Source organism: Mesorhizobium sp. M1403, assembly GCF_040317695.1.
Lineage (GTDB): Bacteria > Pseudomonadota > Alphaproteobacteria > Rhizobiales > Rhizobiaceae > Mesorhizobium.
The window spans coordinates 413,693-439,649 of record NZ_JAMYKY010000002.1 but is presented as its reverse complement, the minus strand read 5'-3'; the positions used below and the strand labels follow the sequence as shown (position 1 = coordinate 439,649).

At 60.4% G+C, this 25,957-nt stretch carries 30 protein-coding genes and 8 pseudogenes; 11 read left to right on the top strand and 27 right to left on the bottom strand.

The window, feature by feature from the left end:
• Positions 1-66: 66 nt before the first annotated feature.
• A complete protein-coding gene (locus NKH01_RS06820; RefSeq protein WP_353019832.1) occupies positions 67-1,182 on the bottom strand; it encodes a Fic family protein in 1,116 nt (371 codons plus the stop codon).
• A gap of 245 nt (positions 1,183-1,427) precedes the next feature.
• Positions 1,428-1,739: pseudogene (locus tag NKH01_RS06815) on the bottom strand (MarR family winged helix-turn-helix transcriptional regulator); the annotation flags it as partial.
• A gap of 101 nt (positions 1,740-1,840) precedes the next feature.
• On the opposite strand from NKH01_RS06815, the pseudogene NKH01_RS06810 reads away from it, so the two are divergent.
• Positions 1,841-2,090 (top strand): annotated as a pseudogene (locus NKH01_RS06810) (RES domain-containing protein); the annotation flags it as partial.
• Here the strand turns inward: NKH01_RS06810 and istA are convergent.
• From istA to NKH01_RS35275, 6 genes and pseudogenes are all read right to left on the bottom strand, one after another.
• Positions 2,091-2,643, bottom strand: a pseudogene (gene istA / locus NKH01_RS06805) (IS21 family transposase); the annotation flags it as partial. It lies immediately after the preceding pseudogene.
• A 107-nt stretch (positions 2,644-2,750) separates the two neighbouring features.
• A pseudogene (locus NKH01_RS35280) lies at positions 2,751-2,989 on the bottom strand (integrase); the annotation flags it as partial.
• A 482-nt stretch (positions 2,990-3,471) separates the two neighbouring features.
• Positions 3,472-3,717, bottom strand: a complete 246-nt coding sequence (locus NKH01_RS06795) for a DUF982 domain-containing protein (protein ID WP_352496211.1) — start codon at positions 3,715-3,717, stop codon at positions 3,472-3,474.
• A gap of 8 nt (positions 3,718-3,725) precedes the next feature.
• Positions 3,726-3,971 (bottom strand): DUF982 domain-containing protein, encoded by a 246-nt coding sequence (locus NKH01_RS06790; RefSeq protein ID WP_352496234.1) that lies wholly within the window; start codon positions 3,969-3,971, stop codon positions 3,726-3,728.
• A gap of 198 nt (positions 3,972-4,169) precedes the next feature.
• A complete protein-coding gene (locus NKH01_RS06785) occupies positions 4,170-4,421 on the bottom strand; it encodes a DUF982 domain-containing protein (protein ID WP_023722169.1) in 252 nt (83 codons plus the stop codon).
• A 348-nt stretch (positions 4,422-4,769) separates the two neighbouring features.
• Positions 4,770-4,975 (bottom strand): annotated as a pseudogene (locus NKH01_RS35275) (hypothetical protein); the annotation flags it as partial.
• A gap of 66 nt (positions 4,976-5,041) precedes the next feature.
• On the opposite strand from NKH01_RS35275, the pseudogene NKH01_RS06780 reads away from it, so the two are divergent.
• A pseudogene (locus tag NKH01_RS06780) lies at positions 5,042-5,290 on the top strand (class I SAM-dependent methyltransferase); the annotation flags it as partial.
• Positions 5,291-5,414: 124 nt separating this feature from the next.
• Here the strand turns inward: NKH01_RS06780 and NKH01_RS06775 are convergent.
• The 12 genes and pseudogenes from NKH01_RS06775 to NKH01_RS06720 form a co-directional block, all read right to left on the bottom strand.
• On the bottom strand, positions 5,415-5,918 hold the full coding sequence (locus NKH01_RS06775) for a cupin domain-containing protein (protein ID WP_352592177.1): 504 nt from the start codon (positions 5,916-5,918) through the stop codon (positions 5,415-5,417).
• A gap of 496 nt (positions 5,919-6,414) precedes the next feature.
• A complete protein-coding gene (locus tag NKH01_RS06770; protein WP_352642035.1) occupies positions 6,415-6,549 on the bottom strand; it encodes a YHYH domain-containing protein in 135 nt (44 codons plus the stop codon).
• Positions 6,550-6,674: 125 nt separating this feature from the next.
• Positions 6,675-6,902, bottom strand: a complete 228-nt coding sequence (locus NKH01_RS06765) for a hypothetical protein (RefSeq protein ID WP_023722175.1) — start codon at positions 6,900-6,902, stop codon at positions 6,675-6,677.
• A 444-nt stretch (positions 6,903-7,346) separates the two neighbouring features.
• Positions 7,347-7,623, bottom strand: a pseudogene (locus NKH01_RS06760) (hypothetical protein); the annotation flags it as partial.
• A gap of 4 nt (positions 7,624-7,627) precedes the next feature.
• Positions 7,628-7,909: a divalent-cation tolerance protein CutA gene (gene cutA / locus NKH01_RS06755; RefSeq protein ID WP_353019711.1), complete on the bottom strand. Its 282-nt coding sequence runs from the start codon at positions 7,907-7,909 to the stop codon at positions 7,628-7,630.
• A gap of 1,002 nt (positions 7,910-8,911) precedes the next feature.
• Positions 8,912-9,121: a hypothetical protein gene (locus NKH01_RS06750; protein ID WP_353019709.1), complete on the bottom strand. Its 210-nt coding sequence runs from the start codon at positions 9,119-9,121 to the stop codon at positions 8,912-8,914.
• A 271-nt stretch (positions 9,122-9,392) separates the two neighbouring features.
• A complete protein-coding gene (nadE, locus tag NKH01_RS06745; RefSeq protein WP_353019708.1) occupies positions 9,393-10,241 on the bottom strand; it encodes an NAD(+) synthase in 849 nt (282 codons plus the stop codon).
• Positions 10,242-10,261: 20 nt separating this feature from the next.
• Positions 10,262-10,885 carry a cysteine hydrolase family protein gene (locus NKH01_RS06740; protein ID WP_353019707.1) on the bottom strand — a complete coding sequence of 208 codons (624 nt, stop codon included), beginning with the start codon at positions 10,883-10,885 and terminating at the stop codon, positions 10,262-10,264.
• Entirely contained in the window at positions 10,882-11,196 is a 315-nt protein-coding gene (locus tag NKH01_RS06735; protein ID WP_352496216.1) for a hypothetical protein, read from the bottom strand. Before NKH01_RS06735 ends, NKH01_RS06740 begins: the two co-directional genes overlap by 4 nt.
• The gene (locus NKH01_RS06730; RefSeq protein ID WP_353019706.1) at positions 11,193-11,423 is read right to left on the bottom strand and encodes a hypothetical protein; all 231 of its coding nucleotides are present in this window, start codon (positions 11,421-11,423) and stop codon (positions 11,193-11,195) included. Before NKH01_RS06730 ends, NKH01_RS06735 begins: the two co-directional genes overlap by 4 nt.
• A gap of 16 nt (positions 11,424-11,439) precedes the next feature.
• A complete protein-coding gene (gene xth, locus NKH01_RS06725; RefSeq protein WP_353019704.1) occupies positions 11,440-12,216 on the bottom strand; it encodes an exodeoxyribonuclease III in 777 nt (258 codons plus the stop codon).
• Positions 12,217-12,339: 123 nt separating this feature from the next.
• On the bottom strand, positions 12,340-12,522 hold the full coding sequence (locus NKH01_RS06720) for a DUF3606 domain-containing protein (RefSeq protein WP_031195005.1): 183 nt from the start codon (positions 12,520-12,522) through the stop codon (positions 12,340-12,342).
• Positions 12,523-12,993: 471 nt separating this feature from the next.
• Between NKH01_RS06720 and NKH01_RS06715 the strand changes: the two genes are divergently transcribed.
• Entirely contained in the window at positions 12,994-13,404 is a 411-nt protein-coding gene (locus NKH01_RS06715) for a hypothetical protein (protein ID WP_353019703.1), read from the top strand.
• Positions 13,405-13,768: 364 nt separating this feature from the next.
• Here NKH01_RS06715 and NKH01_RS06710 read toward each other — a convergent pair whose 3' ends face one another.
• From NKH01_RS06710 to ligD, 3 genes are all read right to left on the bottom strand, one after another.
• Positions 13,769-13,936, bottom strand: coding sequence for a hypothetical protein (locus tag NKH01_RS06710; RefSeq protein WP_352484270.1), 168 nt, complete (start codon positions 13,934-13,936; stop codon positions 13,769-13,771).
• Between the two features lie 200 nt (positions 13,937-14,136).
• Positions 14,137-15,045, bottom strand: coding sequence for a hypothetical protein (locus NKH01_RS06705; RefSeq protein ID WP_353019702.1), 909 nt, complete (start codon positions 15,043-15,045; stop codon positions 14,137-14,139).
• Between the two features lie 635 nt (positions 15,046-15,680).
• Positions 15,681-17,459, bottom strand: a complete 1,779-nt coding sequence (gene ligD / locus NKH01_RS06700; RefSeq protein WP_353019701.1) for a DNA ligase D — start codon at positions 17,457-17,459, stop codon at positions 15,681-15,683.
• 157 nt (positions 17,460-17,616) lie between these two features.
• On the opposite strand from ligD, the gene NKH01_RS06695 reads away from it, so the two are divergent.
• The 5 genes from NKH01_RS06695 (at position 17,617) to NKH01_RS06675 (ending at position 20,906) form a co-directional block, all read left to right on the top strand.
• Positions 17,617-17,859, top strand: coding sequence for a DUF982 domain-containing protein (locus NKH01_RS06695; RefSeq protein ID WP_353019700.1), 243 nt, complete (start codon positions 17,617-17,619; stop codon positions 17,857-17,859).
• 359 nt (positions 17,860-18,218) lie between these two features.
• Positions 18,219-18,461, top strand: a complete 243-nt coding sequence (locus tag NKH01_RS06690) for a type II toxin-antitoxin system Phd/YefM family antitoxin (protein ID WP_031195006.1) — start codon at positions 18,219-18,221, stop codon at positions 18,459-18,461.
• Positions 18,461-18,877 carry a type II toxin-antitoxin system VapC family toxin gene (locus tag NKH01_RS06685; RefSeq protein ID WP_352548630.1) on the top strand — a complete coding sequence of 139 codons (417 nt, stop codon included), beginning with the start codon at positions 18,461-18,463 and terminating at the stop codon, positions 18,875-18,877. The genes NKH01_RS06690 and NKH01_RS06685 overlap by 1 nt, the downstream gene beginning before the upstream one ends.
• Entirely contained in the window at positions 18,867-20,039 is a 1,173-nt protein-coding gene (locus NKH01_RS06680) for a site-specific integrase (protein ID WP_353019699.1), read from the top strand. Before NKH01_RS06685 ends, NKH01_RS06680 begins: the two co-directional genes overlap by 11 nt.
• Positions 20,040-20,231: 192 nt before the next feature.
• Positions 20,232-20,906, top strand: coding sequence for a protein-L-isoaspartate(D-aspartate) O-methyltransferase (locus NKH01_RS06675; RefSeq protein ID WP_353019698.1), 675 nt, complete (start codon positions 20,232-20,234; stop codon positions 20,904-20,906).
• 252 nt (positions 20,907-21,158) lie between these two features.
• Here the strand turns inward: NKH01_RS06675 and NKH01_RS06670 are convergent, their stop codons facing one another.
• Positions 21,159-21,497, bottom strand: a complete 339-nt coding sequence (locus NKH01_RS06670) for a group II intron maturase-specific domain-containing protein (RefSeq protein ID WP_353019696.1) — start codon at positions 21,495-21,497, stop codon at positions 21,159-21,161.
• Positions 21,498-21,584: 87 nt separating this feature from the next.
• Positions 21,585-21,878, bottom strand: coding sequence for an MAPEG family protein (locus tag NKH01_RS06665; RefSeq protein ID WP_353019693.1), 294 nt, complete (start codon positions 21,876-21,878; stop codon positions 21,585-21,587).
• On the opposite strand from NKH01_RS06665, the gene NKH01_RS06660 reads away from it, so the two are divergent.
• The 3 genes from NKH01_RS06660 to NKH01_RS06650 all read left to right on the top strand — a co-directional run bounded on the left by NKH01_RS06660 (position 21,762) and on the right by NKH01_RS06650 (position 24,823).
• On the top strand, positions 21,762-22,034 hold the full coding sequence (locus NKH01_RS06660; RefSeq protein WP_353019840.1) for a hypothetical protein: 273 nt from the start codon (positions 21,762-21,764) through the stop codon (positions 22,032-22,034). The two genes, NKH01_RS06665 and NKH01_RS06660, sit on opposite strands and share 117 nt — an antisense overlap.
• A 569-nt stretch (positions 22,035-22,603) precedes the next feature.
• A complete protein-coding gene (locus NKH01_RS06655) occupies positions 22,604-23,308 on the top strand; it encodes a Crp/Fnr family transcriptional regulator (protein ID WP_353019691.1) in 705 nt (234 codons plus the stop codon).
• A gap of 747 nt (positions 23,309-24,055) precedes the next feature.
• Positions 24,056-24,823, top strand: coding sequence for a LuxR C-terminal-related transcriptional regulator (locus NKH01_RS06650; protein WP_502912607.1), 768 nt, complete (start codon positions 24,056-24,058; stop codon positions 24,821-24,823).
• A gap of 215 nt (positions 24,824-25,038) precedes the next feature.
• On the opposite strand, the gene NKH01_RS06645 is transcribed toward NKH01_RS06650, so the two are convergent.
• Both NKH01_RS06645 and NKH01_RS06640 read right to left on the bottom strand, forming a co-directional pair.
• Positions 25,039-25,335, bottom strand: coding sequence for a hypothetical protein (locus NKH01_RS06645; RefSeq protein WP_353019686.1), 297 nt, complete (start codon positions 25,333-25,335; stop codon positions 25,039-25,041).
• A 224-nt stretch (positions 25,336-25,559) separates the two neighbouring features.
• A pseudogene (locus NKH01_RS06640) lies at positions 25,560-25,827 on the bottom strand (hypothetical protein); the annotation flags it as partial.
• Between the last annotated feature and the right edge of the window lie 130 nt (positions 25,828-25,957).

Sequence of the window (25,957 nt, the reverse complement as noted above, 5' to 3'; positions counted from 1 at the left end):
GGGTTGCAGCCCGCCACCCCTCGATGCTCAGGCAGGCAGGATCTTTGACAGCCTGCCTCTTCTGGTTTACGTGCGGCCATCAAGAATGTTCAACGCGTAACGTGTGTGTCGCCGTTCGCCGGTTCTTATCAGTGCACCGTTGGCAACGAGGTCCTGCAAATCTCTTGTTGCCGTCGCGCGCGATGCTTGCGTGATGGCGATATAATTCTCGGCGCTGAGCCCCCCTTTGAACCCGTCGATGCCTGCGCGGAACATCCGGGCGATGACCTTTTCCTGGCGCTCGTTGAAGTGATCCCGGTAGCGTTCGTGAAACTTGGCCTTGACGACGGAGAATTCGACACGAGCGAGCGTTACGCGCTGCGCTTCGAGGATCGTGTTGGCGAAGTAGAGCAGCCAATCTGTTACCGTGTTGCTCGTGTTGCTGGCCTCCAGATGGTCGTAGTAGGCCTTGCGGCGGCGCTCTATCGTATAGGCCAACGCGATGAGGCTGGGCTCACCCAGATTTTGCGCCAGCGCCTTTTCGCAGAGGGCACGGCCTATACGACCGTGGCCATCCTCGAACGGGTGAATGCTCTCGAAATAAAGGTGCGCGATAGCGGCACGCGTCAACGCTGGGAGCGGTGTCTTGCCTTTGGGTGAGGTATCGTTGAACCAAGTAGTGAAGGCATCCATTTCGGGTTTCACCCGCGCGGAGGGCGGCGCTTCGAAATGAACTTTGGGCTTATCCAGCCGATTGGAAACGATCTGCATGGCATCGGCATGCTGGCGGTAGTTGCCGATGGTCTCGATACGACGCTCACCCGACATCACCATCGTATGCCAAGCGTAAAGAGTGCGATGCGTCAGCGCATCGGCAAAATGCAAGTAGACATCGGCCATCATTTCAGCGATGCCCCGCTCGGCAGGCGGAATGCGCCTGGTCTCGCCGCCCAGACCAAGTTGCTGGCGCAGGGATGATTGCAGGCTCTCGCGGTCGAGGTACTCCCCCTCAATCGCGGATGTCTTCAAGGCCTCTTCGCTGATAAGATCGATGCGGATCTGGTCGCGATCGTCGGAACCGACATGACGAAAGACGCCTAGGAACTCGCCCGATCGCAACAGGAACTCGCTTTCCAGCGGTTCCAACGCCTTCTTATCGTAGGTAAAATGCGGCCAGTCCGCCTGCTCCCAATTCCATACCATGAAGTTATAGGGCACCTTTCTATAACTCACGATAGCAACAATTGTGAGCTATAGCAATCTTCTCTATGCCTCAGAAGTCGCGGCTTTGCCCCGGCGCGATCCAACGGCTAACCATCCAGATCAATTTAATCATGCTTGTAGGGCCGCCGCATTGCGGGCCGCGCTCAATCGTTGCTCGAACGTTTCGGTTTTTTCTCCCAGCTCAATGAGCGGCTTAAGTTCTTCATACCCCGCACGTGCAGCGACACGCGACGTGGTGCGACGGGATGACAACGGCGTGTGACCAGGCCGCATGCTCCCAGCCGCTTGAGCAACGGCGTCAGCGTCGCCGAATCAAGCCCAAGCACTTCGCCAAGCTCGCCCACCGTGCTTGGCGCTCGCTCCCATAGCGCGAGCATCGCCAGATATTGCGGGTAGGTCAGCCCCAGCGGATCGAGCAGCGGCCGGTAAAGCCGGGTCATCAGCCCGCTTGCCGAATAGAGCGCAAAGCAGAGCTGCTGATCAGGCCGCCGAATCCCGCCGGAAGCCGCCGGGAGGTCCTCGGGTCTGGTTGTGATCTCTAAGGGGCATGCTGCCTTTGCCGGAAGTAGCACCGCCGAAAGCGCCACTTCGACATTGCCCCTGATGGCATTGGAGGGGCACATCCGATGCGCCGCCGATACAAGCGATCTATGCGCGACATCCGCTGTCGGGCCGCGGCGCCGAGGACGATTCGATCCAAAGGGCGTACCAGCGCTCTATTCTTCGCTATCGGGGGTGGCGGCGCTGAGGGAAGCCAATCAGGCGGCAGCCTTCAGCCGACCACCCTGCTTGCCTATGACGCCGAGATTGAGGGCATATTTGATAGCCGGGATGAGGACGCCCTGAAAGCTGAAGGGATGGATCCCGCCGCCCTTGCCCACATGACTTGCAAAGGCCCTGTCATGGGCGTCGAACACCATCTCCTGCGTCTCGCGCGGATAGGCCCTGACGAACATCATGCGGCTGTGGCAGAGCCGGACATGGGCGACCTTCACGGTCACCGTCACGCCGTTGATCAGGACGATCTCGTGGCTCCAGTCGAACTGGTAGGCCTCGCCCGGCGCGAAGAACAGCGGCACATAGGCGTCCGCCGTCGCCGACCCCTGCGCCTTCGCCCAGCTCTTCGCGTAGCGGCGGACGGCGTCATAGCCACCCTCGTAGCCGAGACTGCAAAGCTCTTCGTAAATCCGGATCAGTGTCAGTTGCTCGCGCGCCGCCTTGCCACGGTTGCCATTCAAAAACCCGTCAAGCTGATCCTGCCACGGACCGATCTTCGGCTTGGGCTGCCGCTCGCGTTCGTAGGAGAACGATGTCTCATTGGATCTGAGAATCTTGCGGACGGTGTTCCGCGACACATGCAGCTCGCGGCAAATCCGCTTGAGCGACCATCCTTGCACATGGAAGGCGCCGAACCCGGGCAATCGTATCCACCGACTTCATCCCCACACCATCCGCTCGCCACGACGAGCGCATGGTCGCAAATCAAAGCATCAGGGGGGGCAAAATTGGACGCCGATTCCCCGGCTTATGGGGTCAATTTTGCACGCCGATTCACAGCTAAAGTCTTCGACTGTCCCCCCATGCCGCTCAAGCCCTGCGAGCAGGCTCGCTCGGGCGTCAGCCATCAACTCAAATTGAACGGGACGACCTGTCTTCTGCTGAAACACTATCGCGCGAGTCCGAATTTCGGGACCTGCGACTAACGTGCCGATCCTAAGCTTCACAAGATCACAGCCACGCAGCTTGCGTCGATGGCTAGATCAAAAAGTGCCCGATCACGCAGCCGAGGGGCACAGGGACACGGGAGACCCCTTCCTGATGCTTAGCCAGTATGACGGATAAAGTCGCGTTGCCGTGAGCGCATCTCAGCGAGCAAGGCCGCTTCGTCAGTGTGCCGACGTAACGCTTAAACATCTCACCTCACGAGGCGAGAGTACGACACCCTCTCAATCGCCGGCTGCCTAACAGTTGGCTGGCGACTTCATGACTGTAGGCTAACGCACCGAAATAGCGAATCTATTCGCCAACGTTTCGCACGAACATCCCCTCCTCCTTAGCAGCAGCCCCGAAGGCCTTACGGGCCTCCTCCGGAGTCGCCCGATCCTCGACGGCGCGTCGATGTATAGTTGTGCAGCCTTCCGCCACTTAGGTCCCATCTTGGTCCACTTCAGGAGTTCCTCGGCGGCACCCTCGACATTGTTAGACCCGTAGGCCGGTCGGTCTTGACGTACACTGGAGGGGAGAACCAATGGGTTGCCACGACACCTCCTACTCAGGGGAGAGATACATCTTGGCCTCCTTTGCGGCAGCCTCAAAGGCCTTTCGCACCACCTGAGGGTCAATCGAATCGCCCTCCAGATCTGACAGGCACAGCGTCACCGCCTTATGCCAGCAGGGTCCTCTCCGGGTCCACGTTTTGAGCTGCTCAAGGGCTGCCCTCGCATTGTTGCAGCCATGCCTGACACCGGTTTCAGTCTTCACGAACACCGGAGGGACGAACCAATGGGTTGCCATGATACCTCCTACTCAGGGGAGAGATACACGTTGGCCTCCTTGGCAGCCGCCTCGAAGGCTTCACGGACCTCTTGGGGGGAGGATTTGCCCTCGAATGCATCGACGCAGGATTGGACAGCCTTGGTCCACCTCGGGCCCTTTGTGTCCCACGCCATGAGTTCCTCGGCGGCTCCCTCGACGTGGCTGACCCCATGGCGAATGCCTGGACGTTTGGTCTTCACGTAGACCGGTGGAGAGAACCAGAAGGGACCCATGAGGATGAACTTAGAGCGGCAAGAGGCTGCTGACCAACCCAGTTGCAGCCTCCGCTGATAAGGGAACAACACAGGCCCTCGCGGGTTTAGAACTCGCAGCGGTCGATTCTTCGTGGATGCACCCGCTGTCGGGTCCGTCGCTTTTCTCACGGGCGGCGGGCCCTCGTGGCTAGAGACTGACTTTGCAATCGAATTTAGCTATTTGCCGTTGGGGGGAAGTAACGTCCCCTCCTCCTTAGCGGCAGCCAGGAATGCCTTACGGGCCTCCTCAGCTCCCATCTCGTCGAATATCACGGCCATGCAAACGCGCACCGCGAGGTCCCAGCAAGGCCCACGCTTGGTCCACTTCATCAACTCCTCGCCGGCTTTCTCGGCGTTGTTGACGTTGCGGATGATCCCGGGACGCTCGGTCCTGACAGGGACCGGAGGGTTGAACCAGTGGAGAGCCATACGTCACTCTTTGTCGGCCCTATCAAGTTCCTCCAGCAAATACCTTTGCTCAGCCGGCAGCTCCCGTTCTACAGGCAGATTTAGCATGTTGCGAAGGTAATTGCGGATTACCTCTGAGGTGATCCACCGCCGCACAACTTCGGCAATAACCTTCTGTTTGGCTTTATCGATTTCAACCAGATTCGGGCCTACATCTTAAAAGGACCGAACTGCACCTCGAGCGGAATTGTTCCTTAAGGGGGCCAGAATGTTTGATACAAAAATCTGGGCGGGTGATCGGATAACTGGCTCGCGCGAGGCCCCCCGCGCGCCCTGCGTTTCCCACTGGCGAGGCCCTAACAATCCCCGTCAGAGAAGTTGGAACCGCCAAGCTGCTGCCGTTTCGCCCGCGACGCCATCCACCATTACATGACCGATGCCCCGCGAGCAGCGCTCGATCCGCGCCTCGACGCGGTACACATCACGCAAGAGCGCCGCGCGACGACATCTTCCGGCGTGCCGCAGGCGAACATCCGGCCCTCGGCGATAACGATGCATTTGTCGGCGAACCGGAGGTGTAATCAAGAATTGTCTTTTAGAGCAATTCCAATGTACCGCTTTGGGGGAGAGCATTTCGGGTGATGACGGCTCACGCAAACTATTCGCTGGGCGACGAAATTTCGGGACTATTGGTCCGATCGCGCCGAGACCTTCGACCTGCAGGTCGGTCACGAGATTTTTTCCGAGCAGGAGCGCGCCGCATGGGATGCGCTCATAAGCAAACACCTCGGACCCGGCGCCGGACGGGTGGGACGGGCGTGATTTCGCATCTGATTCACGATCTGGGGTTTGTGGTGACGGGCCTCGACCTGCTCAGAAGCCTGCGGGACGCGCAGTTGGCCTCAAGCCGTTTCGTGAGCATTACGATGCCATCGGCCAACTGCATCTTGACGTAAAGCGGGCGCTGAACCTGCTCAACGAACGAACATTCGCGCCACCCCGCGAAATTTCGCCTCAGTCGAACTTGGCCGGCGACGAGAACGGCCGATCGGCGTCTAGCACGAAGATGGCCAGCTCATCGAGATCGGTTGTGCCGGCGCTGAACACTTCTATCGGCGTGTCGGCCCCGTGTCCGGTCATGGTTGTGCCGGCTTCGGCATAGGTCACGCCGTAGGGCGTTCTCTGGCCGAGCTTGCCGGCCAGCACGTAGAAGGCCTCCGGTCCCGGATGTGTATGGATTTGCGACTTGGCGCCGGGCGCTCCACCGGCGCGGTTGACGCGCAGCAAATGCTCGCTCGCGCTGATCGGCGGAAGGGGCCCGATCTCGACGACCTTGGTTCCGTCGGGCGTGGAGCCATCCTTCGGTCCGAGCGTGAACAGCCAGACCTTGCCTGCGACCTCCGCCGCAAGCGAGGTCGGGCTTGCAGCGCCCTGGGCCTGCGCAAGCGTCGGGAAACTCTCCAGCCGCCAGTCATTGGCCGTGTGAAGCATCTGCGCGGCGAGGACGACTTGGGGCACGCGTCGTTGCAGGATTTCAGGGACGAAGGAACGACGGAATGAGCACTCGCGGTACGAACTTCTTGCACAAAAGGCTGAGCACGGCCTGCCTGAGAGCCATCTGCCTGCACAAAAGGTAGCATTGTCTTAGCTCCAGATGAGCGTGAGGAAGAAACCGCCAATAGCAATTGCCGAGATGACATTGGGCCACCATACGGCATCGTGGGCCGGTTTGGCTGGCTTGTACCTGTGCCCCGTGCGGGGCAGCAGGTCCGGATCGTAGCGCACGTGGCGCTTGGGGTCGTATTTGATTGGCCGTTTCATCGCGGGCCTTGACCACCAGCAAGCTTAAGAGGAGGCGCTGTGCTGGCTGACCAAAAACTTGCGCTCAAGGCAACGGGATAGCATCATTCGAACGAACACTGTTCGTCATGACGAGGAGGGAAGTGAATGCGGTCGGCGGCGCTTTCAAAGCTCTTCCGCAACAAATAGGCGGGTCATTCAGAGGGCCGCATAGTCAGTGGCAGTGGTAGTCGCCTGTCTTGTGGTTCTTGTGACAACCATTGCTGTCGGCGCCGCCGCTGTGTGCATAGGCGCTGGTCGCAAAAGCCAAGGTCAAAGCCGCCAATACGGCCAGAATTGCACATTTCATTTTAGCCCTCCCTCAATTAATCTGCACCAAAGTATCTTTGCAGGAGAGGTCCAAGCAACTTGCCGGAGGCGCGCTAGATAGGGGGCCGGCGCCAAGATCGAAGAGATCACGCCGAAGGTGAAGGGCTAGCCGGTCAGCTTAGTGAAGTCGTGGCGGCGCGCGCGAACATGTGCCAGCAAATTCGTTTCATTGACGACCCCGGATTGAAAGAGAGTCAGCGTCGTCGAGGCCAGAATCTGACCGTCTATCGAGGTGCTGTACCATTTAGCGTCGGCGGTTATTTGGTCGACCACCCGCTGGCAGATCGCCCGATCTTCAGGTCTCAGGAACTGGCTTTGCGGTGCTCGTAGCATCTCGACGCCTTTAAAAGGGGAGTTACTGTGCCTCCCACGCGACACCCATGCTGGTCGCAGACAATGGACCGTAAACGCATTCAGACGGAAAATTGCCATTCATTTGAGCGGTGCAAGCAAGGTCTTAGCGCTTCGCCCTAACGGGGACGGCCCAGCGGCTTGGTTGCGGGGGGACTGGCAGCTGGAGGCCGCTGGGCCTGACCAGCGAACCTTCGGGGGTGCTCGCCTGGCTGGCGAATACATGCGCTCAAGCTAATAGAATCGAAACATGCGAACGAAGTACGTGGTGGAAATTCCGCTGTGTAGAAGCCATAAGGTGCGCCGGAATGGGTCAATGCGTCTGGCACCGCACTTGCAAGGTCAGGTATGGGGGAATGGGGCGGAGGCCCGTCGCTTCGCAAATGTAGCGGCGGGTCTTCTGCATAGAGGTCCCGTACCAGCCTGCGCGCTGCCGTCCGTCTCGCTTTCCTCATCGATCGCCCGGACCGGCAGATAGGCGTTGGTTTCCAGCCATTCGCGCAGCACGATCTGAATGCGGTCGGATCTACTGATTTTCATTTCAGCCGCGATGGAGTTGAGAGCGTCCTCCGTTGCGGGCGCCGGAGACGTTTCTAAGCATTAATGCGGCGCGACGCAGGATGACCTGCAGATCCGCGCGTGAGATGTCCGCGATGCGGTCGGCGGCGCTTTCAAGCTCTTCAGCGATAGATTGGCGGGGCATTCGACTAGCGCTGTTCAAGTTCGCTGACTCTAATCTCCAACGCTGCAATCTGCTGCGCCAACTCGCGGAGCAATTCCTGCTGACTATTATGGTTCTCGACCTCTTTGTCGTTAATGTAGTTGACACAGGCGACCAAGCGCTCGCTGACGCCATTGATATGGTCAGCTAAATCGCGCGCGATTCTGCTCGCACCTTGCATGCATGTGCTCTTGTCAAAGAGGCTGCTTCCTGCCGGAACTGCGGACAGAACCAGAATTGCCAATGAGAATATCACCCGACTGCGCATCCCAAATCTCCCGCCTTCATTTCGCGCGAGACTTTCCCTTCCGAAAAAAACGCAAGCTCCGCCCGTCGGTGACCTGAGGCCACCTTAAAGGCGACCACCCGCTGCCGGCCCTCTCCCGGGCCTTCAAGGGGGTGAGGCATGGTCAGCATCGTAGCTATACGCCCACTCGCATTTCCGGCAATTCCCGCTTCTTGAAATGGCAAAAGGACTTCGCTCCTTTCGACAAACCTGTGCTTCGCTACAAAGTATCGCGCATAGGCGAAGCGCGTCATGGATCGCGGTGTGCACGTTGCGGCTAGCAGCAGCGTCGCCGACCCCATCAGGGCCAGCAGCTTCAAATGGCTGCATGAACAGGCACCCAACCAATGCGCCAGAACATCGAATTGCCTCTTTCAATACGGGAGCCATCCACAGAACACATCGCCAGTGAGCACGCTATAGGTCGCGGTTGCCAACGGCCTTATGGCTCGCATTGGTTGATTGGACCAGACGCCAACAGGTTGCCGGACCCTTCAAGCGCCATGCCTGATCTGACCGAACCCGCAAGTGTCAGGATGCTGTGAGCCAATCGCGGAGAGTGGTGGCACTTGCCGTAAGCTTCCTCTTCTGAATGAGAGTACACGCTGCTGACATGACCGGCGATGCAGTGTCAGAAACCCGCAAACTCGGCTGCCTTCCTTCTGACGGCGGCCGGCGCCTCTGGGGGCGTGGGGTAAGAACGCTTGGCGGCGCCGGCCTGGCGGGTTGGGGTCCGCCACGTGAATAGTAGCGAGCTTGGCGTTTCAGGTAATTCCGCGATCGCGGAAGACGCGTCTACGCGTCCCCATCCGTTTTCGTCGATCTCCCGCCTTGGCAGCTAGGCGTTAGTTTCCACCCACTCGCGCAGCACGATCGTAATGAGACCCGATCCGCCGATTTCCATTTCGGCCGCTATGCACTGCAAAGCGCCGCCCCCCGCAGGGGCGCGCTTGACGATAGCAGGACGAAGTGACTGGCGTTGATTCAATAACCGCGCGGTTTGGCCTTCGGCCCTGGCGAGCTTTCCCACGGGTTTGCAGCCAATTTTGCAGATCGCCGATCTTTTACCCACAGCGACTTTCTTCTTGCCAGTAAATCGTGGCGATCGCCTTCAGCGGTCGCTCGGCTATGCGTCGCAGCAATGGCATAGTCGGCTCTGTTGGTTCGATAGTCCTCTTCTTTTTGCACAGTCATCGTTTGCTCCCAGTTCGTGGCCCCTCTTTTGCCCTACCGGGGAGATTAACTGCCGGTGCATTCCGCGAGTCAATCGATTAAATAATGCACTCTGCAGTCGCGCCTACATCTCATTGTTTTCGATGATGCCGGCTTAGCCGTCGGGCAGTTTGGGCGCGGGCGAAGGGGACGTCTTGAGCCTCGCGCAGGCCCTACCATTCTCGCGTGGAATGGCTCTGGCTCGGCTTCGCGGTGGCTGCGGCGAGCACGTCGGCCGTGTATCGTGAGGCAGTTATTGGCGATGCGGCAATGGCGAATTAGTCATGGCAATGGCTGTGACCGGAAGCGCTCGCTTATGCGCTGTGCTGGAATGCACATGAAGTATGCGCGTGCGCGCCGCTTCGTCGATCTCTCGGCCTTCGAGGAAGTCGTCGATCTGATCGTACGAGACACCATATGCATCTTCGTCCGGCCGAAGCGGAACGAGGTTCTCCAGATCGGCGGTCGGGATCTTGTCAACAAGTTCACACGGAGCGCCCAGATGCGCTGCCAAGGCGCGAACCCTGCGCTTGTTCAACCCGGAAAGCGGAAGAATGTCGGCGGCACCATCGCCGAACTTGGTGAAGAAGCCCATCAATGCCTCAGCCGCATGGTCGGTGCCGATGACCAGCCCTCGGGTGGCGCCGGCGAGCGCGAACTGGGCGATCATGCGCTGACGCGCCTTAATGTTGCCAAGCAAGAAATCCTCGCGGCCGGCATCGCCGAGCTCGACACTGGCCACCTTGATCGAATCCAGCATCGCATCGGCAGCCGGCTTGATGTCGACCCGGTGCACTTCATCCGCTCCTATGGTGTCCAAAGCTCGCTGGGCGTCCTTCTCGTCCGCCTGAGTGCCGTACGGGAGACGAACCGCCACGAATCTTGCCTCGTATCCCGCCTTTCGCAGTTCCTCGACGGCCCGTTGAGCCAGAAGGGCCGCGGCGAGTGAATCCACTCCGCCGCTGATCCCCAGCACATACGCACTGAGGCCCGATGCACGAAGATAGGTGACGAGAAAGTCCACGCGCCGGCGCGCTTCCAGCGCGACATCGAAACTCGGAGTGACGCCCAACCCGTCGATGATCATTTCCTGTTCCGTCATGCGCAGTGGTGCTCCTGATGTCACAACATTCCGTCCAGCCGCGCGGCCAGGAGGTCGGCGGTGGTCACCGTCTCGACCTGCATGCCGTAGCGGCTCTCATAGATCGCGAGCATGGCATCGTGGGTCGAGTCAGCTCCGGAACATACCGCATCAGCCACGATGACCACCCGGTAGCCGAGATCGATCGCCCCCATCACAGTGGCGAGCACGCAAACCTCCGTCTCCGCGCCTGACACGATGAGTGAATCAATGCCCGCAGACTGCAGGCGAGCATGCAGTGACCCGTGCCAAGCGGACATGACGGGTTTGTCCTCCAGCAAAGCGGGCGGCACGAACCGCGCCAGTTCCGGAACAAGATCAATCAGCTGAGGATCGAGCCGATCGCGGGTCATCGTCCCCCACTTGTAATAGTACCGCCGCCAGGCGCCGACTGCGTCGTCGGGAGATTGAGGGGGAATAAACCGGGTGAAGATCGTCCGCGCCGGATCAAGTTCGACGAGGGCGACGACATTGGGCAATACACGCTCCATCCGCGGCGTGTGCCATTCAGTCGCCTCGGCAAACATCCGTTGCATGTCGACGCAGAGGTGAACCCAGCGCTCACGAAGCGGTCCAAACCGCAGGGCTTGGTCCAATTTCGTCAAGGCCCGACCGCCTCCCTGACAATGCTCTGCGCCTCGGACTTGTCCTGATGACCCACGATCTTCGCTTCCTTGCCTTCGGCGACTTGGCAGCCGACGAAGTAGTCCTCGATATTCTTGAGCTTGTTCAGTGGCATGTAGGCGAACTCATATGGTGGATGATCCTGGTGCAGCAGGAGCGGTGCCGCCAGTAGGCGGTTGTTGCGTTTGGCGGTTCCCCGCTCGACACATCCGCCGCGATTCCTCCGAGGACGCGGCACCGCAGCAGTGAGCCCATCGGAAGATTGGGATCCGTAAGCAGCGACATTTTTCATTGGATCACCTTCTTCAGCTTGCGTCGAACCGAGAAGCCGAACGAAAAAGGCAACGCGAAACCCAAAGTGAGCAGTTTCTTGGCTCGCAACATTCTGGTCTCAGCATCGTGGGCGTTCTGCGTCCGGCCTTCTTGGGGCGTCTCAACCGCAAAGCTGTAGCCGCCGGCCGCGTAGAGAGAGATATTGTCGATTGACTCGTTCATTTCGGGATAACCCGGTTCGACCATCCGTGTTCCTCGTGGTTCAATTGAGCTCGATCCAGGCCGGCGCATGGTCGCTTGGCTTCTCCCACCCGCGAAGCTCGACATCCACGCCGGCACTACGCAGCCGGTCGGAAAGAGAGGGGCTCACCAGGAGATGGTCCATGCGCAGGCCGGAACTCCGATCGAAGCCGCCCCGGTAGGAGAAATTCCAATAGGTGTAGATGCCCTTCTCCGGATGGATGCGCCGGACGGCATCGATCCAGCCACCTTTGAGCATTTTGGCATAGGCCTGCCGGCTCTCCGGGAAATAGACCGCATCGCCCAGCCATCGCCTCGGCACCACGGCGTCGATTGGGGTTGGAACGACATTATAGTCGCCGCAGAGAACGCTTGGTGCCCCGTCGTCGAGCAAATGCTGGCCGTAGCTGATGAGACGATCGAACCAGCGCAGCTTGTAGTCGAACTTTGGGCCAGGCGCTGGATTGCCATTGGGCAGGTAGAGGCAGCCTACGACTATCCCATCTACCTCGGCCTCGATATAGCGGCTGTGGGTATCGTCTGGATCGCCCGGTAGGCCGCGTCGACGTTCCACCGGCTCGATTCGGCGAGCGAGGATTGCCACACCGTTATAGGATTTCTGGCCGTGCCAGATGGCGCCGTAACCCGCCTCTCTGATCGCATCGACAGGGAACTTGTCGTCCGACGTCTTCAATTCCTGCAGGCAAATGATGTCGTAGTCGGTTTCGCCCAACCACTTCAGGAGCACAGGCAGCCGGCCGTTGACGCCGTTCACATTGAAGGTGGCGATGCGGGTCATGTGCATGCCCCCTCATGAGATACTGGCGGCAACCGGCGCGCAGGGGGGCGTGGCCTATCCCGTTGCGCTGAACCCCCAGCTCTTGGTATCGCCAACTTCGCCGGCATCCTGTGCGGCCGAGGTTCACTTCTTGCCCAGCTCGTCTTCGACCTTCTTGCGACTGTTGCCGAGCGACTTCACCGCCGATTTGACGTCAGCTTTGCTGGCGCCGGTTTTGCCCGCCTCGTACTTCATTTCATGATCCTGCCCACCAGCGACCCTGGCACGGTCCTGATTGCGTCCACGTGTTGTTCCAGTGCTTGCCATTTCTTCCTCCGAGGATTGCCGTTCCAGTCCCAACAACGCAGCCGGACTCTTCCGGTTCAATCCTTCGACGCGCGGGCCCTGGAACCGAATCCAGGCCGGGTTTGTTGAATCAGCCCATGTATTCGAGGCCCTCAGTCGACCAGGCGCTCACCGACGACGCCCCCGAGCTCGCCGCCAGCCTGCACGACTTGGCCGACCAGCTGCACACCCCCTGCCCGCCAGCCTGAGCGACCGCGTCGTGCGGCGCAGGCCACCGACCTCGGCCGGGTCGCCAGGGATACCTGGCACGGCGCCGCCACCGGCGACGCGACAATCCCCGCTGGCCTGGCTGGCGCCCTGGTCACCGATGCATTCGGCATCGGCGACGTGCGCGACCTGATCCACGAAGGCTGCGCCTATCTCGACGGCGCCGCCTAGGACCCGGTCATCCTCGGCCTCGCCGCCGTCGGGCTCACCATCGCGGTCGTCACGGTGACCATCCTCGGCGCCACCACGCCGGCACGCGTCGGGGCCACGGTTCTCAAGGCCGCCAGCAAGGGCGGCCGGCTGTTGAAGCCGCTGCGCGGCGAATTGGTGCGGCTCGCCGGCGACGCCGTCGATGGCGAGGCGCTGCGCGCCACGGTGACTCTCGCCAGGGCCGGCGATCTCGCCGCCGCCTGCGCCACGCTTACGGGCGTGCTGCGCCCTGCCCCGTTGGCCACCCTGCGCACAGCCGCCGCCGACCTCCTCGGCATCGTCGCCAAGGCGCAAGGCTACCGCGCCACGGCGGATGTTCTGAAGCTGTGGACATCCGCGGCGGACATGGGCCGGTTCACGCGCCTGTCGGCGCGGTTCGGCAGGGGTTCCGGGGCCTCCTCGCCGTGCTCGGCGCCTCGGCGCTGACGCTCGCCGGCCTGACCGTCACGCTCACCAGTTAGCTGGCTGGCCTCGGCCGTGCTGTGGACCCTGCTCTACTTCAGCTGGCGGCTCCTGCGCCGGCTGGGGCGGTGAGCTACCCCGTGGGGGCTGTCTGCCTGGCTGTCTGCCCCCACACCCCCGAGGATATTGTAGGACGGTTAGGATCCTGTTTTCGGAGGTGTCATGGCGCGGAAACGGGCTGGCAGGCGGGCGATCAGCTCGCCGATCGGCACGCCCGGCCGGGGGTCGCTAAGACTGGCACGCTGCATGGCCTCAAGGACGGGTGTGGGTCTCCGCATCGTCGACGCTCGAGCCGCCTTCAGCGGCCGGCACCTGACCACGCGCGCTGTCAGTCGGCTTCGCCGGCATGGAACAGGGCTGCACCAGGCGTACCCCAAGCCCCCGCCCAGCCTGGCGCGACGCGTGACCGCCCGCCGCGCCTCGCGCTCGGCGGGTTTGTCATTTCCGCCGCGGTGCCCTTTTCCGCCTTGTAAGGGCGGTATCCAGCGACGAACATTTTCTCCACGCTGCTAAGGAGCGATATGACAATTCTTGCGGTTAACTTCCAAGCGATACCCGACTCCCCTCTCTGATCTGGGAATCACTTTACCAAATCAATGCGTTTCCACACAGGCTGGACCCAAGGCGGTCGCCATCAGTCAGCAGTAGACCTGCCCAAGCTCCGCCCGACCGAAGAATCCGTGTGTTGCGGCCGCCTTAACGCCGGATGTGAGCGCCGCATCTACCGCTCGCGACTTCGCCTACTACGCTCACTGCCGCGGGCTTTTCGACGGGCAACTCTAAGTTCGGCGAGCGTTGGCCTCCACCAGCCTCTGAAGCATTCGGTCGGCCCGGCGGATACCGAGCGGGCCATGTGCTCACAAGTTCGGCCAGCGTAGCCGAACGCCACCTGCCCCAAACGAAGTCGCCGTTCGCAGGCATTGCGCGGGGGTAGAAGGCGGCTACGTCGGATAGCTCAACCAGTTCACCGGAAATTTCAGTGAAGACGACAATCCCGTACTGCTCGGTTGCGACAGCGCGGCCCAGAGTAGGTAGATCTTGAGCTGGCAGCGGATAGCGATGGCGCCGGCGTTCAGCAGCCCGCTTTTGTGCGGCTTTATATGCTTCGGTGTTCCTGGCGGCTGCTCGTCGCCGTTTCCTCTCCTCCGGTTCGGCATGCTGCGCAGCTTTTTCGATGCTTGGCCATCGGCGCCGTAGCTCTTCATATGAGCGGAACGGAACTCTCCAAGCCCGCAACTCATCGTCCCAACTCGCCCACGGAACAGCGCGCAATTCTTCAAGCACGGTCCTCGAATAGGAGATGCGAATGCGGAGGTCGTCCGCGATCTCCAGATACTGGCTCGATATTGGGTCGAAGGCGAAGGCATCGCGTCCCTTGCTATCGTCATGGGGCGCCCGTAGCGCTGCCTCTTGCGCCAGCCAGCGGTCGATCCGCCGGGCCGCCGTCTTGCCGGGTACGAACCAGCTGCTGCGCTCGTCGCTCCATCTGGCACGCGGAAAGGTTTGCTGAAACCGCTCGATCGCCATTCGATCGAACGAAAAGCGGGTTTCGGCACCACGTGCATCCTTTTTCTGCGGCGCGGGACGAGCGTTGGATTCCGTCATTGTGCATCAACCGAGTTCGCTGCACGGAACGCAGCGCCGGCCCTAAAAGTTCACCAGCCTGACGGACTCCGCGGAATATGGCGCCTGAAGTGATCCCCGATGCTGGAGACCGGCGAAGTGAATCTTTTCCCACGCTCGGCGGTTAGGGAGAGCCGAGAGGATGACCAATGTCTAAACCAGATGGGAGAGCGGCCTTGCGGCCGTGCGGCCGATAAAAGCTCGTTCGTGGCAACCGTGGTGCCGAGACGTTGGCTAGGCGGACGCAGTCACCTTTCCGGAGAGCCGGCAAGCCTACGCCGAAATGCTGGGTAACGGCTGGATTGATGCCGTCCGCCGCATCCATCCACAGAAAGGCATCTACACGTATTGGAACTTCTCCTACCGGGGCGGTTATGATCGGAGTTCCGGCCTCCGGATGGATCATCTCCTCGTGAGCCCATCACTTTCGAACAGGTTACGTGATGCCGGCGTGGACGCTGATTTGCGAGGTTGGGAAAAGCCGAGTGATCATGCGCTCGCCTGGATAGAGCTCGACCTCTGCGGCAAATAGTTGAGTGATCCATTGTTCGGCTAGGCGTCTTCGCCGACTGCTGACAAAAATCCCTGCCGGGAATTTCGTTTCCTGCCCTTGATCCTCACGCTGCCTTTCTGACGGCCGCCCTGAACGGACGGTCGATGGTGAAGGCATCTGGACGGATGGCTGCCTCAACCTGGCTCCAGGTCACGGGATGAGCGATTGGGAAGCCAGGTCGCGCTCGTGGGGAGAAGGCGCCGACCGCCGTGTTGCCGCGCCCATTGCGGAGGTAATCAATGAAGATGCGGCCCTTTCGGGCTGCCGGTGCGGCGGAGAGCAGATAGCGATCAGGATGAGCTTCAGCGAGGCGCTTGGCGAACGACCGGGCAAGGAGCCGGGCATTGTCGTGCGTGATCTTCGTCGCAAGTGGGGCCATCAGGTGAATTCCCTTGCCGCCCGTCACCTTCGGCCAGCTCTCCAGACCTTCTGGTTCCATGATGTCGCGGAGCGCTAGCGCGGTCCGGATGACCTCATCCCACTCGACCCCCTCACCCGGGTCGAGGTCCAGAACGATGCGGTCGGCATGCTCGATGTCATCAACGGTGGCATTCCAAGGATGAAGCTCTACAGCATCCATCTCGACCAGCCCTAGCAGGCCGGCAAGGTCGTCCACCCACACGCGCACACCTTCGCCACCCTCGCGCTTCTGAACGCGCAACTGATGCACTGCTGGCGGGATCTTCGGCAGCGCGCCCTTGTGGTAAAAGGTTGCGCCGAGAGCATGGCGGACCAGCTTCAGCGGTCGGTGGCCGAGATGGACGAGTGCGTGATCGGCAACCCTCTGCCAATAGCGCGCAAGCTCTTCTTTGGACGGCGAGACCGCCTCGGGCAGCAGTTGCAGGATGTTCTCGCTGGGAACGCCATATTCCCGGGCTGGCCCACGTCGCTTTGATGGCGCAGGAGGCTTGGCCGGGATCGCCACGAGGTCTTCTCGCAGACCCTTGAACACGGCTTCACGCAGCACGCCGCGATCTGTTACGCCACTGAATTGCACCTCGGCCAGCACGTCTGGTCTGACCCATGTCGCCTTCGGTTTCACAATGGGCTCTGACAGAGGCGACTTGCTGATGATTAGCGGGTCAAGCCGCTCTCGAACCAGTCGCGCAGCGCTCAAGGTGTAGCCGCTGCGAGCCTTCCCGGCATAGAGCAGTCGGTCGCCCTCGCGACGGCCTATGTAGAGCGATGCGATCCGGCGCGGGTGAGCGCCGAGCTTTTCCACGAAAGCGACAATGGGGAAGGTGTCGCTCTTGATGCACTTCACTTTGAGCCAACTCGTCTGGATACCCGAGCGGTACGTGGCATCGGTGCGCTTGGAGACAATCCCCTCCAAGCCCATTCGGCAGGCATGTTCAAACACGTCCGTGCCGCTCACCTCCAGATGCTCGGCATAGGTCAGTGTCGGCGCTGAGTTCTTAAGCAGCTTCTCTAGGGCTGCCTTGCGCCTCACCAGCGGCTGCTGTCGTAGATCGCGCCCGTTGAGGTGCAGCAGGTCGAACGCGTAGAAGATGAGCCTCGCCGAGTCTGGATTGCCCAACTCCCGTTCCAAGGCTTGGTAATCCGGCAGGCCGCTGTCGCCGAGAACGACAGCCTCCCCGTCGATGATCGCCGCCTTCACCGGCAAGCCCGCCGCTGTTTGAACAATTCGTCGGTATCGATGCGACCAGTCGTAGCCACGACGCGTGAAGGCCCGCGCTTTACCGCCCTTAATGATCAGCTCGGTGCGGTAGCCGTCGTATTTGATCTCGTGAAGCCATTCGCCGCCCTCGGGCGCATTCTCGACCAGCGTGGGCGACTGGAACTCAATGAAAGAGAGCTGGCCATCCCCAGCTTTGGAACTCATGGCACACTCCTGACCTTCCACCCAAACCTTGCGGCCAGTGAATAGGTTCCGCAACAGGGCTGGCCGGAGGAGTAAGGCCCCGAGCCGGTTTACCTGATCCTTGCTCGAACCGGGCGTGGTTGAGGGAACTCTTAGTTAAGCCGTCGCTTATGTACGAATGTCGCTCCATTGGTTCTCTCCGCCGGTCTCCGTAAGGACCACCCGTCCTGGCATTGCTTATCAGTGCAACAACGTCGAGGGAGCCGCCGAGCAACTGTTGCAGTGGACCAAGCGTGGCCCCAAGTGGCACAGCGCAGTGCAGCTCTGCATGGATGCCATGATCGATCGGGTGAAACCCGAAGTGGTCCGCAGGGCGTTTCTCGAAGCGGCCAAGGAAGAGGGAAACCTAGTGCCTCCTTAGCATCTGCGACCGAAAGCCCTACTCTTGGTTGGGCACGAACCTAACAAAGAGCATCGTCGGCTCTGCAGCGAGGCGGCGGTCGTAGAACTGGCAAGCGAGGACCATTGACTTGCCGACTACCGCTGCGCCTTCAGCGATAGTCAAGCTATCCGGCATTTAAGCTGACTTGCAGGGGATTTTCTCGGCTTCTCACTATCGATAATTCTCTCTTATCGATAGCGATCAGACCAAGGCTTGACCAATCTGCGGAATCGGCGCTATCGTGGTGCAGAACCGTGTTTGTCGTGCATGGCTGGGCTCAGCGCGACGCGAGTCGCATAGCGCGCTACAGCACAGCAAGCTCCTACGAGGACAAAACAATGACCATCACGGTGAAAATTGGCGAGGCCAAAACCCACCTTTCGGAACTGCTCGCTAAGGTCGAGGCCGGTGAGGAGGTGATCATTTCGCGCGGCAACGATCCCATTGCCAAGCTGTCCCGCCTTCCCCAAAACCAGGATCTGGGCGCCTTGATCGAAGAGGTCCGCGCCGCGCGGGCCCACGCAAAACCTGTCACCACCGAGGAAATTCTGGCCTGGAAGCATGAAGGCCACCGTTACTGATGCGTCTCGTCCTGGACGCGTCCATAGCCGCGGCCTGGCTGCTGCCGGAGGAGCACAGCGCGGTCGCCGAGACCCTGGTTGCCGGCCTGACGGGGCGATCGCCGGTGCCGTCGCTGTTCTGGCACGAGGCGCGCAGTGTCGTGCTGATGGCCGAGCGGCGTAGCCGCATCGCCGCAGGCGAAGCGGCCACCGCCATGGCACGGCTGCGCCGATTGCCGCTGGAGGACGCCGGCGGCGGGTCGGACGGCGCGGTGCTGGCGCTAGCGGCCGCGCACGGTCTCAGTGCCTATGACGCCGCCTACCTTGCGCTGGCCATCGAAACCGAGTTGCCGCTGGCGACCCTCGATCGCAAGCTCGCCGTTGCCGCGCGCGGCAAGGGAGTCCGCATTTTCGGACCGCTCGCCAATGGCAACTGACCTCGTCGCTCGGCCACCTGGCAATGGTGTTCGACGCGCCGAGGCGCTCGACGCATTGGATTCGGTGCTGCCCTTCGACCGGCGCGATCTTTTGGCCGAAATCCTGACCGACGACGATGTCGCAACGCTGCGCCACCTGGCCAAAGAAGGCATCGGCGCAAACTCTCTCCGCGCGCTGGTCTCCGACCTTGGCTATCTCGAGGCATGGTCTTTTGCCGCCACCGGTTCTCCGCTGCCCTGGCCGGCGCCGGAAACGCTTTTGATCAAATTCGTCGCCCACCACCTGTGGGATTCTTCCCGGCGCGAGAGTGATCCGACCCATGGCATGCCGGCTGACATAGCGGCGTCGCTGGTAGCCCAGGGCCTGTTACGGGTGACAAAAAGACCGCATGCGCCGTCCACCGTGCGCCGGCGCCTGTCGAGCTGGTCCACCTTGACCAGATGGCGCGGACTTGTCGGAAACTTCAACGCGCCGGGGCTGCAGAGCGCCATCAGACTGGCGGTGCGAGCCGGCGCCCGGCCGCGGAACCGCAAGAGCAAGAAAGCGGTGACCGCTGACATTTTGACCGCCCTCCTGAAGGCCTGCGCCGGCGACCGCCTCGTCGACATGCGCGATCGCGCGCTGCTCATCACCGCCTTCGCCTCGGGCGGTCGCCGCCGCAGCGAGGTTTCTGACCTCCGCGTCGAACAGCTCATCGAAGAAGAGCCGGTGCCCGCGGATCCCAAGGATTCAGAGGGGCAAAAAATTCCCTGCCTAAAAATCCGGCTCGGCCGGACCAAGACGACACAGGCCGATGGCGACGCTTTCGTGCTGCTCGTCGGCCGGCCGGTGACGGTGCTGCGAGCGTGGCTCGAGCGCGCCGGCGTCACTGAAGGCGCCGTGTTTCGCGGCATCGACCGCTGGGGCAATCTCGAAGCGCGCGCCCTGACGCCGCAGGCCGTCAATCTGATCCTGAAGCGCCGCATCGCCGAGGCCGGGTTCGATCCGCAAGCCTTCTCCGCCCACGGCCTGCGCTCCGGCTATCTCACCGAAACCGCACGCCGCGGCATTCCGTTGCCCGAAGCCATGCAGCAGTCGCAGCATCGCTCTGTGCAGCAGGCCTCGAACTACTACAATGACGCGGAACGCACGCTCGGGCGGGCGGCGCGGATAATCGTCTGAGTCGCAGATCGATCCGACCCTTGCGGCGCGCCCAGAATCTCAAGAGTCGCCGCCGGCGATAGCCTGCCAAGACTGTGACTGTCACCCACGCTTGCCCTGGGCACCCGTAATGGAAATGATCGCGGGCGCTACCGTGACGAACAGGATATAAGGCTCTCTGGCAGCAAGCTGGTTGAGGGAAGCCCCACCGTCATGAAGCCAATGAACGAAGAGCACCTCGCGGTCCTACGCAGGCACATGGTCGAGATGATTGCAATCCATACCGACCTTGCAAGCGAAGAACTCGGCAAGGCGGCGCTCGATGAGCAGGTGATGGCAGCGATGCGGCGAGTGCCGCGGCATCTCTTCGTGCCAGCCTCGGTTGCACCTTATGCCTACCAGGACATGCCGCTGCCGATCGGCTTCGATAAAACCGTCGCGCAGCCTTTCATCGTCGCTCTCATGACCGATCTCCTCGCGCTGCAACCGCACGAGGCGGTGCTCGAGATCGGCACCGGCCTGGGCTATCAAACCGCAATTCTCGCGGAGCTCGCCGGGCAAGTTTGGAGCGTCGAAATCATCGAGGAATTCGCAAGCCATGCCGAGGCTCTGCTGCAGGGCCTCGGCTTATCCAATGTCGGCATTCGTGTCGGAGACGGGTCGCGCGGCTGGCCTGAGCACGCCCCATACGACAAGATCCTGGTCACCGTGGCGGCTGGGCGGGCGCCGCCGGCCTTGCTTGACCAGCTCAAGCCGGGGGGACGCCTGGTTCTGCCTGTGGGACCTGAAGATGTGCAGTTGCTGACGGTCATCGACAAGGATTCGGCAGGGCAACTGAAGACTCGCAAACTCATCCCGGTTCGGTTCAGCCGGCTCGAAACGGTCTAATGAGGTGCGACAACTGGCGCGACCGCGCGTTTCCGACCGTCAATCAGATGCCAGCCTTCCGCGTTTCTTCGCCCTTGGTGAACGCGAAGAAACGGTAGAGTCGAGGTGTGGCGCAATGGCGGTAGGTTGAACATATCTGTTTGCCGCCCCTTCGTCTGGCCCTGCCTATTGATTCAACCTTGGCTCCGTTTCCACACCCCGCTCATCGAACCGGACCTGCAGATCTCCCGCATCCGGCTCTCGGACAAGTACTCACGCCTTCACCCACGACACGCCACGTCCAAGTCGGGTCAGACGTACGAGCCCGAAGTGCTCGTAAAGATGCGAGTCTGGATAGGCTCCGCCCTTGCTTCGTCTGGTCTTGTGGTTGGAACGCAGCCACCGGCGCAACCGCACTGCGGTGTAGCTGTCGAGTGCCCGGTATGCCTTGCTGGTGGTTCCTACCGAGAAGTAGTTCGCCCATCCGCGCAGCATCCGGTTCAGCCGCTTCACCAGATATGTGGTCTCTTGCCATGTACCCTTTCGGTCGGTCAGCGAGTGGATGTTCTCCACAGCGCGTCTGATGCTCTTCTTCGATGGCCGTTGCGCCAAGCGGGCCGCTGACGATCCTTTCCGGTCGATCTTTCAGAGAATAGGTGGAAGGGGATCTCGCCGTGTGATGGCGCTCGGGTGCGGGCACTATAGCTCGGGCCAGAGTGACGCAAGCAAAAGCAGGACAATTCCAACGAATGCGACATTCCAGACGAGCGAACGAACCAGGGGAAGCCCCGCTGCGTAGGGCGGGAGATAAACCAGCCTGACTGAGAAATAGAGACTAGCTCCCCATTCGCTGAGGCAGCTCTCACGACCGAGCGCATGGACAAGGAAGACTCCAGCCACGAACACGGGCAACGTCTCCAGGGCGGAAACGGCGTCAAAGGTCGTGAAGCTCGTAAGGATGAAGGCTGCGATGAATCCGCAAAGTCGGAGCATGGCAAATCCCTAACCGCTGTCACCTGGCAACCACGAGAACACAGAATGTGGCAGCAAGGTCCGTTAGAGGGCATGCAATCTGCCGAGACAGAAAGAGAGAAAAGCCGTCGCGACAGCGGGCATATTCCTCATTTATCAACTGCTAAAGTACATTAGAGGCTGAGTGTCCAAAATGATTGTCAAACGGCTTCTGAACTCGGCTATTCGGACCGTGGTCGCATTGGTCTCTTTAACTACGCCCAACGATACGAGCCGCACCGGAGCGGCGACAGCAACCACTTCCGGTCGCGCCGATGGTCCGACTGCTGGTCAGCGGTCTGCGCTTCAGCACCGCGAAATCCGCTCGCCTACTTAGCAAGATGTGTCGGAGGGCTGGGCCTCAAGACGAAAATCGGGCTGCTATTGGGATCGACGCGACATGGGTTCACTGTGCCGACTTATCCCGATGATCCGACACTTGACTTGGTCCGGCGAGAGCTAGGAAGCCGGTCGCAGGCTAGCTGCTGCTGAGCAATGATCTTACCACACTTCTGCAGGCCCTTGGCGTGGATAGTCTCGCCGAAGCCGGAAGACTTGACCGCCTGAACGCTTGCAACCCGTTGATTCAAACGCAGTCTACCTCATTCAAACAGACGAGGACAGTAGGCCATCCTGCCTCTACCGTAGGTGGTCCTTCTGTCGAAATCGTGCGGGAGCAATGTAGGTTGTGCGGAAATTGAAGCAACATGCAAACACTGTTGCAGTTCATACACTCGCATCCCGTAGGGGGGACATTCTCGAAGGACGATTGGGGTAACAACGATTTTCTCGGTGTGACCGCAAGAATTTACAAACCCCATTCGGTGATATGCCGCCAGGATGACAACAACGATTGGATATTCATCGTAAAATCGGGTTGGGCCCTCCTTTACCGCGGGCTACTGGACGGAGAACGGCAGATCATCGACACCCCTCTGCGGGGGGACATTGTCGGTTTCCGTTCCGTGGACGGACCCCGTTTAGCGTCCCTGGCGTCCATAACCGAACTAGCTGTTTATGAAATTTCCAGCAAGAAACTGGTAGAGGCCATCTTGTCGGAAGGCCGCCTCGGCAAGACTATCGCCTGCTCCCTGGCCCGCCTGAACGCCATCCTTGCCGAACATCTCATGAATGCCGGGCGGCGGAACGCGATGAGCCGCACCGCCCATTTCCTGCTCGAGTTGGAGGAGAGGCTCTCGATCGTTGGCCTGTCGGCCCATGGGAGATATGAGTGTCCCCTTACCCAGCATGAATTGGCTGACATCCTCGGAATGACCACCGTTCACCTCAACCGGACATTGAGGGAACTCCGCAAGGCCGATCTCGTCGCGTTCAAGGCAGGCCATGTAGAGGTGATCAACCGCAAGAAGCTGGTCAAAACAGCCGGATTCGACAACGAGTACCTCAGGTAAAGGTTATTCCCTCTAGCTCGGGTTCAACCGTCTCTAGCGGGTCGTTGGCGACGCCCCTGGGGCGCGGTGCTGGGCGCCAGCGCATAGGCCATCAGCAAATTTTCTGCTGGAAGGCAACAGTCCGCCGTCGCTGGAGCAGTCCAGATGATGTTTACCGGACGACTGGTAGTGCGCGGTGCCACGAGCTGCGCCCTGATCATGCCAATATTCACCTTCAGGAATTCTCGTCTACAATCGCGAGGCGCTGCCGATCCCCCTTCGAATGGCTGCTGGGGCTGGGGTTGGCTAAGCGGTCCCATCCCTGAGAAGGCATCATCGCCAACCGGTTAATCAACCTCGTACTAGACATATCCCACTCCTTGGCATTTCTTGAGCGGGCGGGGATCGTTTCAACGGTTGGCATACGGTCAAAGAGATTGAACCTCGCCGGTCCCGCGCGACACGATCGAACTTGCGGGACCTTCAAGGCGGGATGACGCTATCTCGACACGTGCGAGACCGTCGACGAGAAATTTACCGAAAAATTAACCTATGTTAGAGAATGCTTATAAATTGACTATAGGCTGCGCAGGCTGTTCTCGTTGGGGCGAAGAACTGCTGGAGACTCGGAGCTGGGGTGAGCCTCACGCTTTCACAAGGGCTGGGTATTCAAACACAAGGCTGGATATTCAAACTTTCAGATTCGAGAGAATGGGGGGTATTTTGGCAGCCGCAGGGCGGCTTGTGTGGGAAAGAATGGGTATTGATATGGATTCCACCACAGCAGGACGGCATAATTACGCTTCGGCCAATCGCTCACGAATTCCGTCCAGCGGAACGCAAAGCGTCCACGGACAAGCAGGCAGGGGATACCTTCTCATCCTGGACGGAAGGGCCCTAGACCGCGAGTGTCTCGCATCGGCCCTCGCGGAACACGACCTCGGCATGGAGATCGCCGCCATGGGTTCGATCGATGAATGGCGCGCGAAGAGGGGCTCGGCCCCTCCCTTTTCAGTCATACTCTTCAACCTTGGCGGCCGGAAGGTCACTGATCATGGCATCGCAGACGAGATTAGGCATATTTCGTCCGAATTCAAATCAGTCCCTGTGGTTATCCTGGCCGACACCGAAGATCTTGCACACATACTGACCGCTCTCGAATGCGGCGCACGCGGCTACATTCCGACCTCGGTCGGAATCGATGTCTGTGTCGAGGCTATCAACCTTGCGGCAGCGGGAGGCATCTTCGTCCCGGCTAGCAGTGTCCTTTGCATGCGCCACCTGATAGATAGCCGCGACACGCAGCCTTTGACAGGCATGTTCACGCTCAGACAGGCCGAGGTCGCCCAAGCGCTCCGGCGCGGAAAGGCGAACAAGATCATCGCCTACGAACTGAACCTGCGAGAAAGCACCGTGAAGGTCCACATCCGAAATATCATGAAGAAGCTGAAGGCGACCAACCGCACGGAAGTCGCCTTCAAGGTCAACGATCTCTTCGCGGAAGGGACTCTGGCTGAAGCCTGTCCCAAGCAATAAGACGGCCCGCCTCGGTGAATCCCTGCGGGCCGTGTTTGTGAAAGTCAGGGATCTCCGTCGCAGTGAATGGCATAGCCGCCCGAAATACAAGGCCCTCGCCCCGGTGGGGTTCGTTGCCCGAGCTTCCTGATAGTATGCTGTAGGGCCTCAAGCACGACTGCTTGAGAAGGGAAATGCGCGACTTCCGCCAGGTCGGAAGCTGACCGCGATTCGGGTTAACTTCCTGCCGCTGAATCCGCCGATCCATCTGCAGTGTCGGGGAAAGTGTGTCTGGCCACCCATCTTATGGCTTCTTCGATCGTGTCGAAATTCTTGTGCTGCCCGCTCAGCAGCCCGAAGCCTGTCTCGAGGAACCATTTGCCCTTCGTGGAGTAGGCTTCCTCGTCGATCTGAGTAAGGACCGCGACCAGTTGGTCCCATTTCCACACCAGAACCCCGGATTCTCCGCCCTCGACCGTTCCGATCCGGGCTTTTTTGAACGAAAATCCAGGAGCAATTTTTGCTTTGCCCACTTTGATGAATCCCTCAACTTCAAAATGGATAGAAAGAACGGTCGGTTTGAAAGGCTAGTTGTGTACTGTCTTTCCTTGTAGATGTCTTTTGCCGGACCGCTGTAGACCAATTAGTTAGCAGATCGCCCGGTGAGTTCAAGGCCCACTCGATTTTTCGACGGTCCCTTTGTTATTTTTTTGCCAGAGAATGTGTGCAAACTCCCAAAGAATTTTGGGCCTTCCGTAGCGTGAAAGCCTCGTCGAAAGGCTCGGTGCCGGCATTCCATTGCGCGCAACCTCGCAAGGCCAGCGAGTGTCTCGCGGTCGAACCAGTCCTTGGAGCGCTGCGTTCCGAAGTGGTTGTCGAGGAGCTCGATCTTGCGTTCCAGCACGTCGGCCGTGAGCGGCACGCAGGCATTGGGCTGGCAAAGGTCACCGTCCCATTTCGGGATCTCGTATTCGAGCGTCGCGGAAGACGTTCCAGGTCAGTTGGTTGACCTCCCTGTGGTCCTGAAGGCGTCGAGCCTGGCGTGGTCCCGCTGGCGGTCCACCGCAGCGCCCCATTGCGATCCCGTCTCTGCCGCACCCTCCTTCGGTACCATCGCCGGGGGTGATTTGAACCTACGCGTTCTTGATCGCGGCG

What these genes read in the sequence shown, in the direction of transcription:
- NKH01_RS06820 (WP_353019832.1), bottom strand. Translation starts at nt 1,182, where the DNA reads ATGGTATGGAATTGGGAGCAGGCGGACTGGCCGCATTTTACCTACGAT.
- NKH01_RS06795 (WP_352496211.1), bottom strand. Translation starts at nt 3,717, where the DNA reads ATGGCAACCCATTGGTTCGTCCCTCCGGTGTTCGTGAAGACTGAAACC.
- NKH01_RS06790 (WP_352496234.1), bottom strand. Translation starts at nt 3,971, where the DNA reads ATGGGTCCCTTCTGGTTCTCTCCACCGGTCTACGTGAAGACCAAACGT.
- NKH01_RS06785 (WP_023722169.1), bottom strand. Translation starts at nt 4,421, where the DNA reads ATGGCTCTCCACTGGTTCAACCCTCCGGTCCCTGTCAGGACCGAGCGT.
- NKH01_RS06770 (WP_352642035.1), bottom strand. Translation starts at nt 6,549, where the DNA reads ATGAAATGTGCAATTCTGGCCGTATTGGCGGCTTTGACCTTGGCTTTT.
- NKH01_RS06765 (WP_023722175.1), bottom strand. Translation starts at nt 6,902, where the DNA reads ATGCTACGAGCACCGCAAAGCCAGTTCCTGAGACCTGAAGATCGGGCG.
- cutA (WP_353019711.1), bottom strand. Translation starts at nt 7,909, where the DNA reads ATGCGCAGTCGGGTGATATTCTCATTGGCAATTCTGGTTCTGTCCGCA.
- NKH01_RS06750 (WP_353019709.1), bottom strand. Translation starts at nt 9,121, where the DNA reads ATGACTGTGCAAAAAGAAGAGGACTATCGAACCAACAGAGCCGACTAT.
- nadE (WP_353019708.1), bottom strand. Translation starts at nt 10,241, where the DNA reads ATGACGGAACAGGAAATGATCATCGACGGGTTGGGCGTCACTCCGAGT.
- NKH01_RS06735 (WP_352496216.1), bottom strand. Translation starts at nt 11,196, where the DNA reads ATGAAAAATGTCGCTGCTTACGGATCCCAATCTTCCGATGGGCTCACT.
- NKH01_RS06730 (WP_353019706.1), bottom strand. Translation starts at nt 11,423, where the DNA reads ATGGTCGAACCGGGTTATCCCGAAATGAACGAGTCAATCGACAATATC.
- xth (WP_353019704.1), bottom strand. Translation starts at nt 12,216, where the DNA reads ATGACCCGCATCGCCACCTTCAATGTGAACGGCGTCAACGGCCGGCTG.
- NKH01_RS06720 (WP_031195005.1), bottom strand. Translation starts at nt 12,522, where the DNA reads ATGGCAAGCACTGGAACAACACGTGGACGCAATCAGGACCGTGCCAGG.
- NKH01_RS06710 (WP_352484270.1), bottom strand. Translation starts at nt 13,936, where the DNA reads ATGTTCGTCGCTGGATACCGCCCTTACAAGGCGGAAAAGGGCACCGCG.
- NKH01_RS06705 (WP_353019702.1), bottom strand. Translation starts at nt 15,045, where the DNA reads ATGACGGAATCCAACGCTCGTCCCGCGCCGCAGAAAAAGGATGCACGT.
- ligD (WP_353019701.1), bottom strand. Translation starts at nt 17,459, where the DNA reads ATGAGTTCCAAAGCTGGGGATGGCCAGCTCTCTTTCATTGAGTTCCAG.
- NKH01_RS06695 (WP_353019700.1), top strand. Translation starts at nt 17,617, where the DNA reads ATGTCGCTCCATTGGTTCTCTCCGCCGGTCTCCGTAAGGACCACCCGT.
- NKH01_RS06690 (WP_031195006.1), top strand. Translation starts at nt 18,219, where the DNA reads ATGACCATCACGGTGAAAATTGGCGAGGCCAAAACCCACCTTTCGGAA.
- NKH01_RS06685 (WP_352548630.1), top strand. Translation starts at nt 18,461, where the DNA reads ATGCGTCTCGTCCTGGACGCGTCCATAGCCGCGGCCTGGCTGCTGCCG.
- NKH01_RS06680 (WP_353019699.1), top strand. Translation starts at nt 18,867, where the DNA reads ATGGCAACTGACCTCGTCGCTCGGCCACCTGGCAATGGTGTTCGACGC.
- NKH01_RS06675 (WP_353019698.1), top strand. Translation starts at nt 20,232, where the DNA reads ATGAAGCCAATGAACGAAGAGCACCTCGCGGTCCTACGCAGGCACATG.
- NKH01_RS06660 (WP_353019840.1), top strand. Translation starts at nt 21,762, where the DNA reads ATGGACAAGGAAGACTCCAGCCACGAACACGGGCAACGTCTCCAGGGC.
- NKH01_RS06665 (WP_353019693.1), bottom strand. Translation starts at nt 21,878, where the DNA reads ATGCTCCGACTTTGCGGATTCATCGCAGCCTTCATCCTTACGAGCTTC.
- NKH01_RS06655 (WP_353019691.1), top strand. Translation starts at nt 22,604, where the DNA reads ATGCAAACACTGTTGCAGTTCATACACTCGCATCCCGTAGGGGGGACA.
- NKH01_RS06650 (WP_502912607.1), top strand. Translation starts at nt 24,056, where the DNA reads ATGGATTCCACCACAGCAGGACGGCATAATTACGCTTCGGCCAATCGC.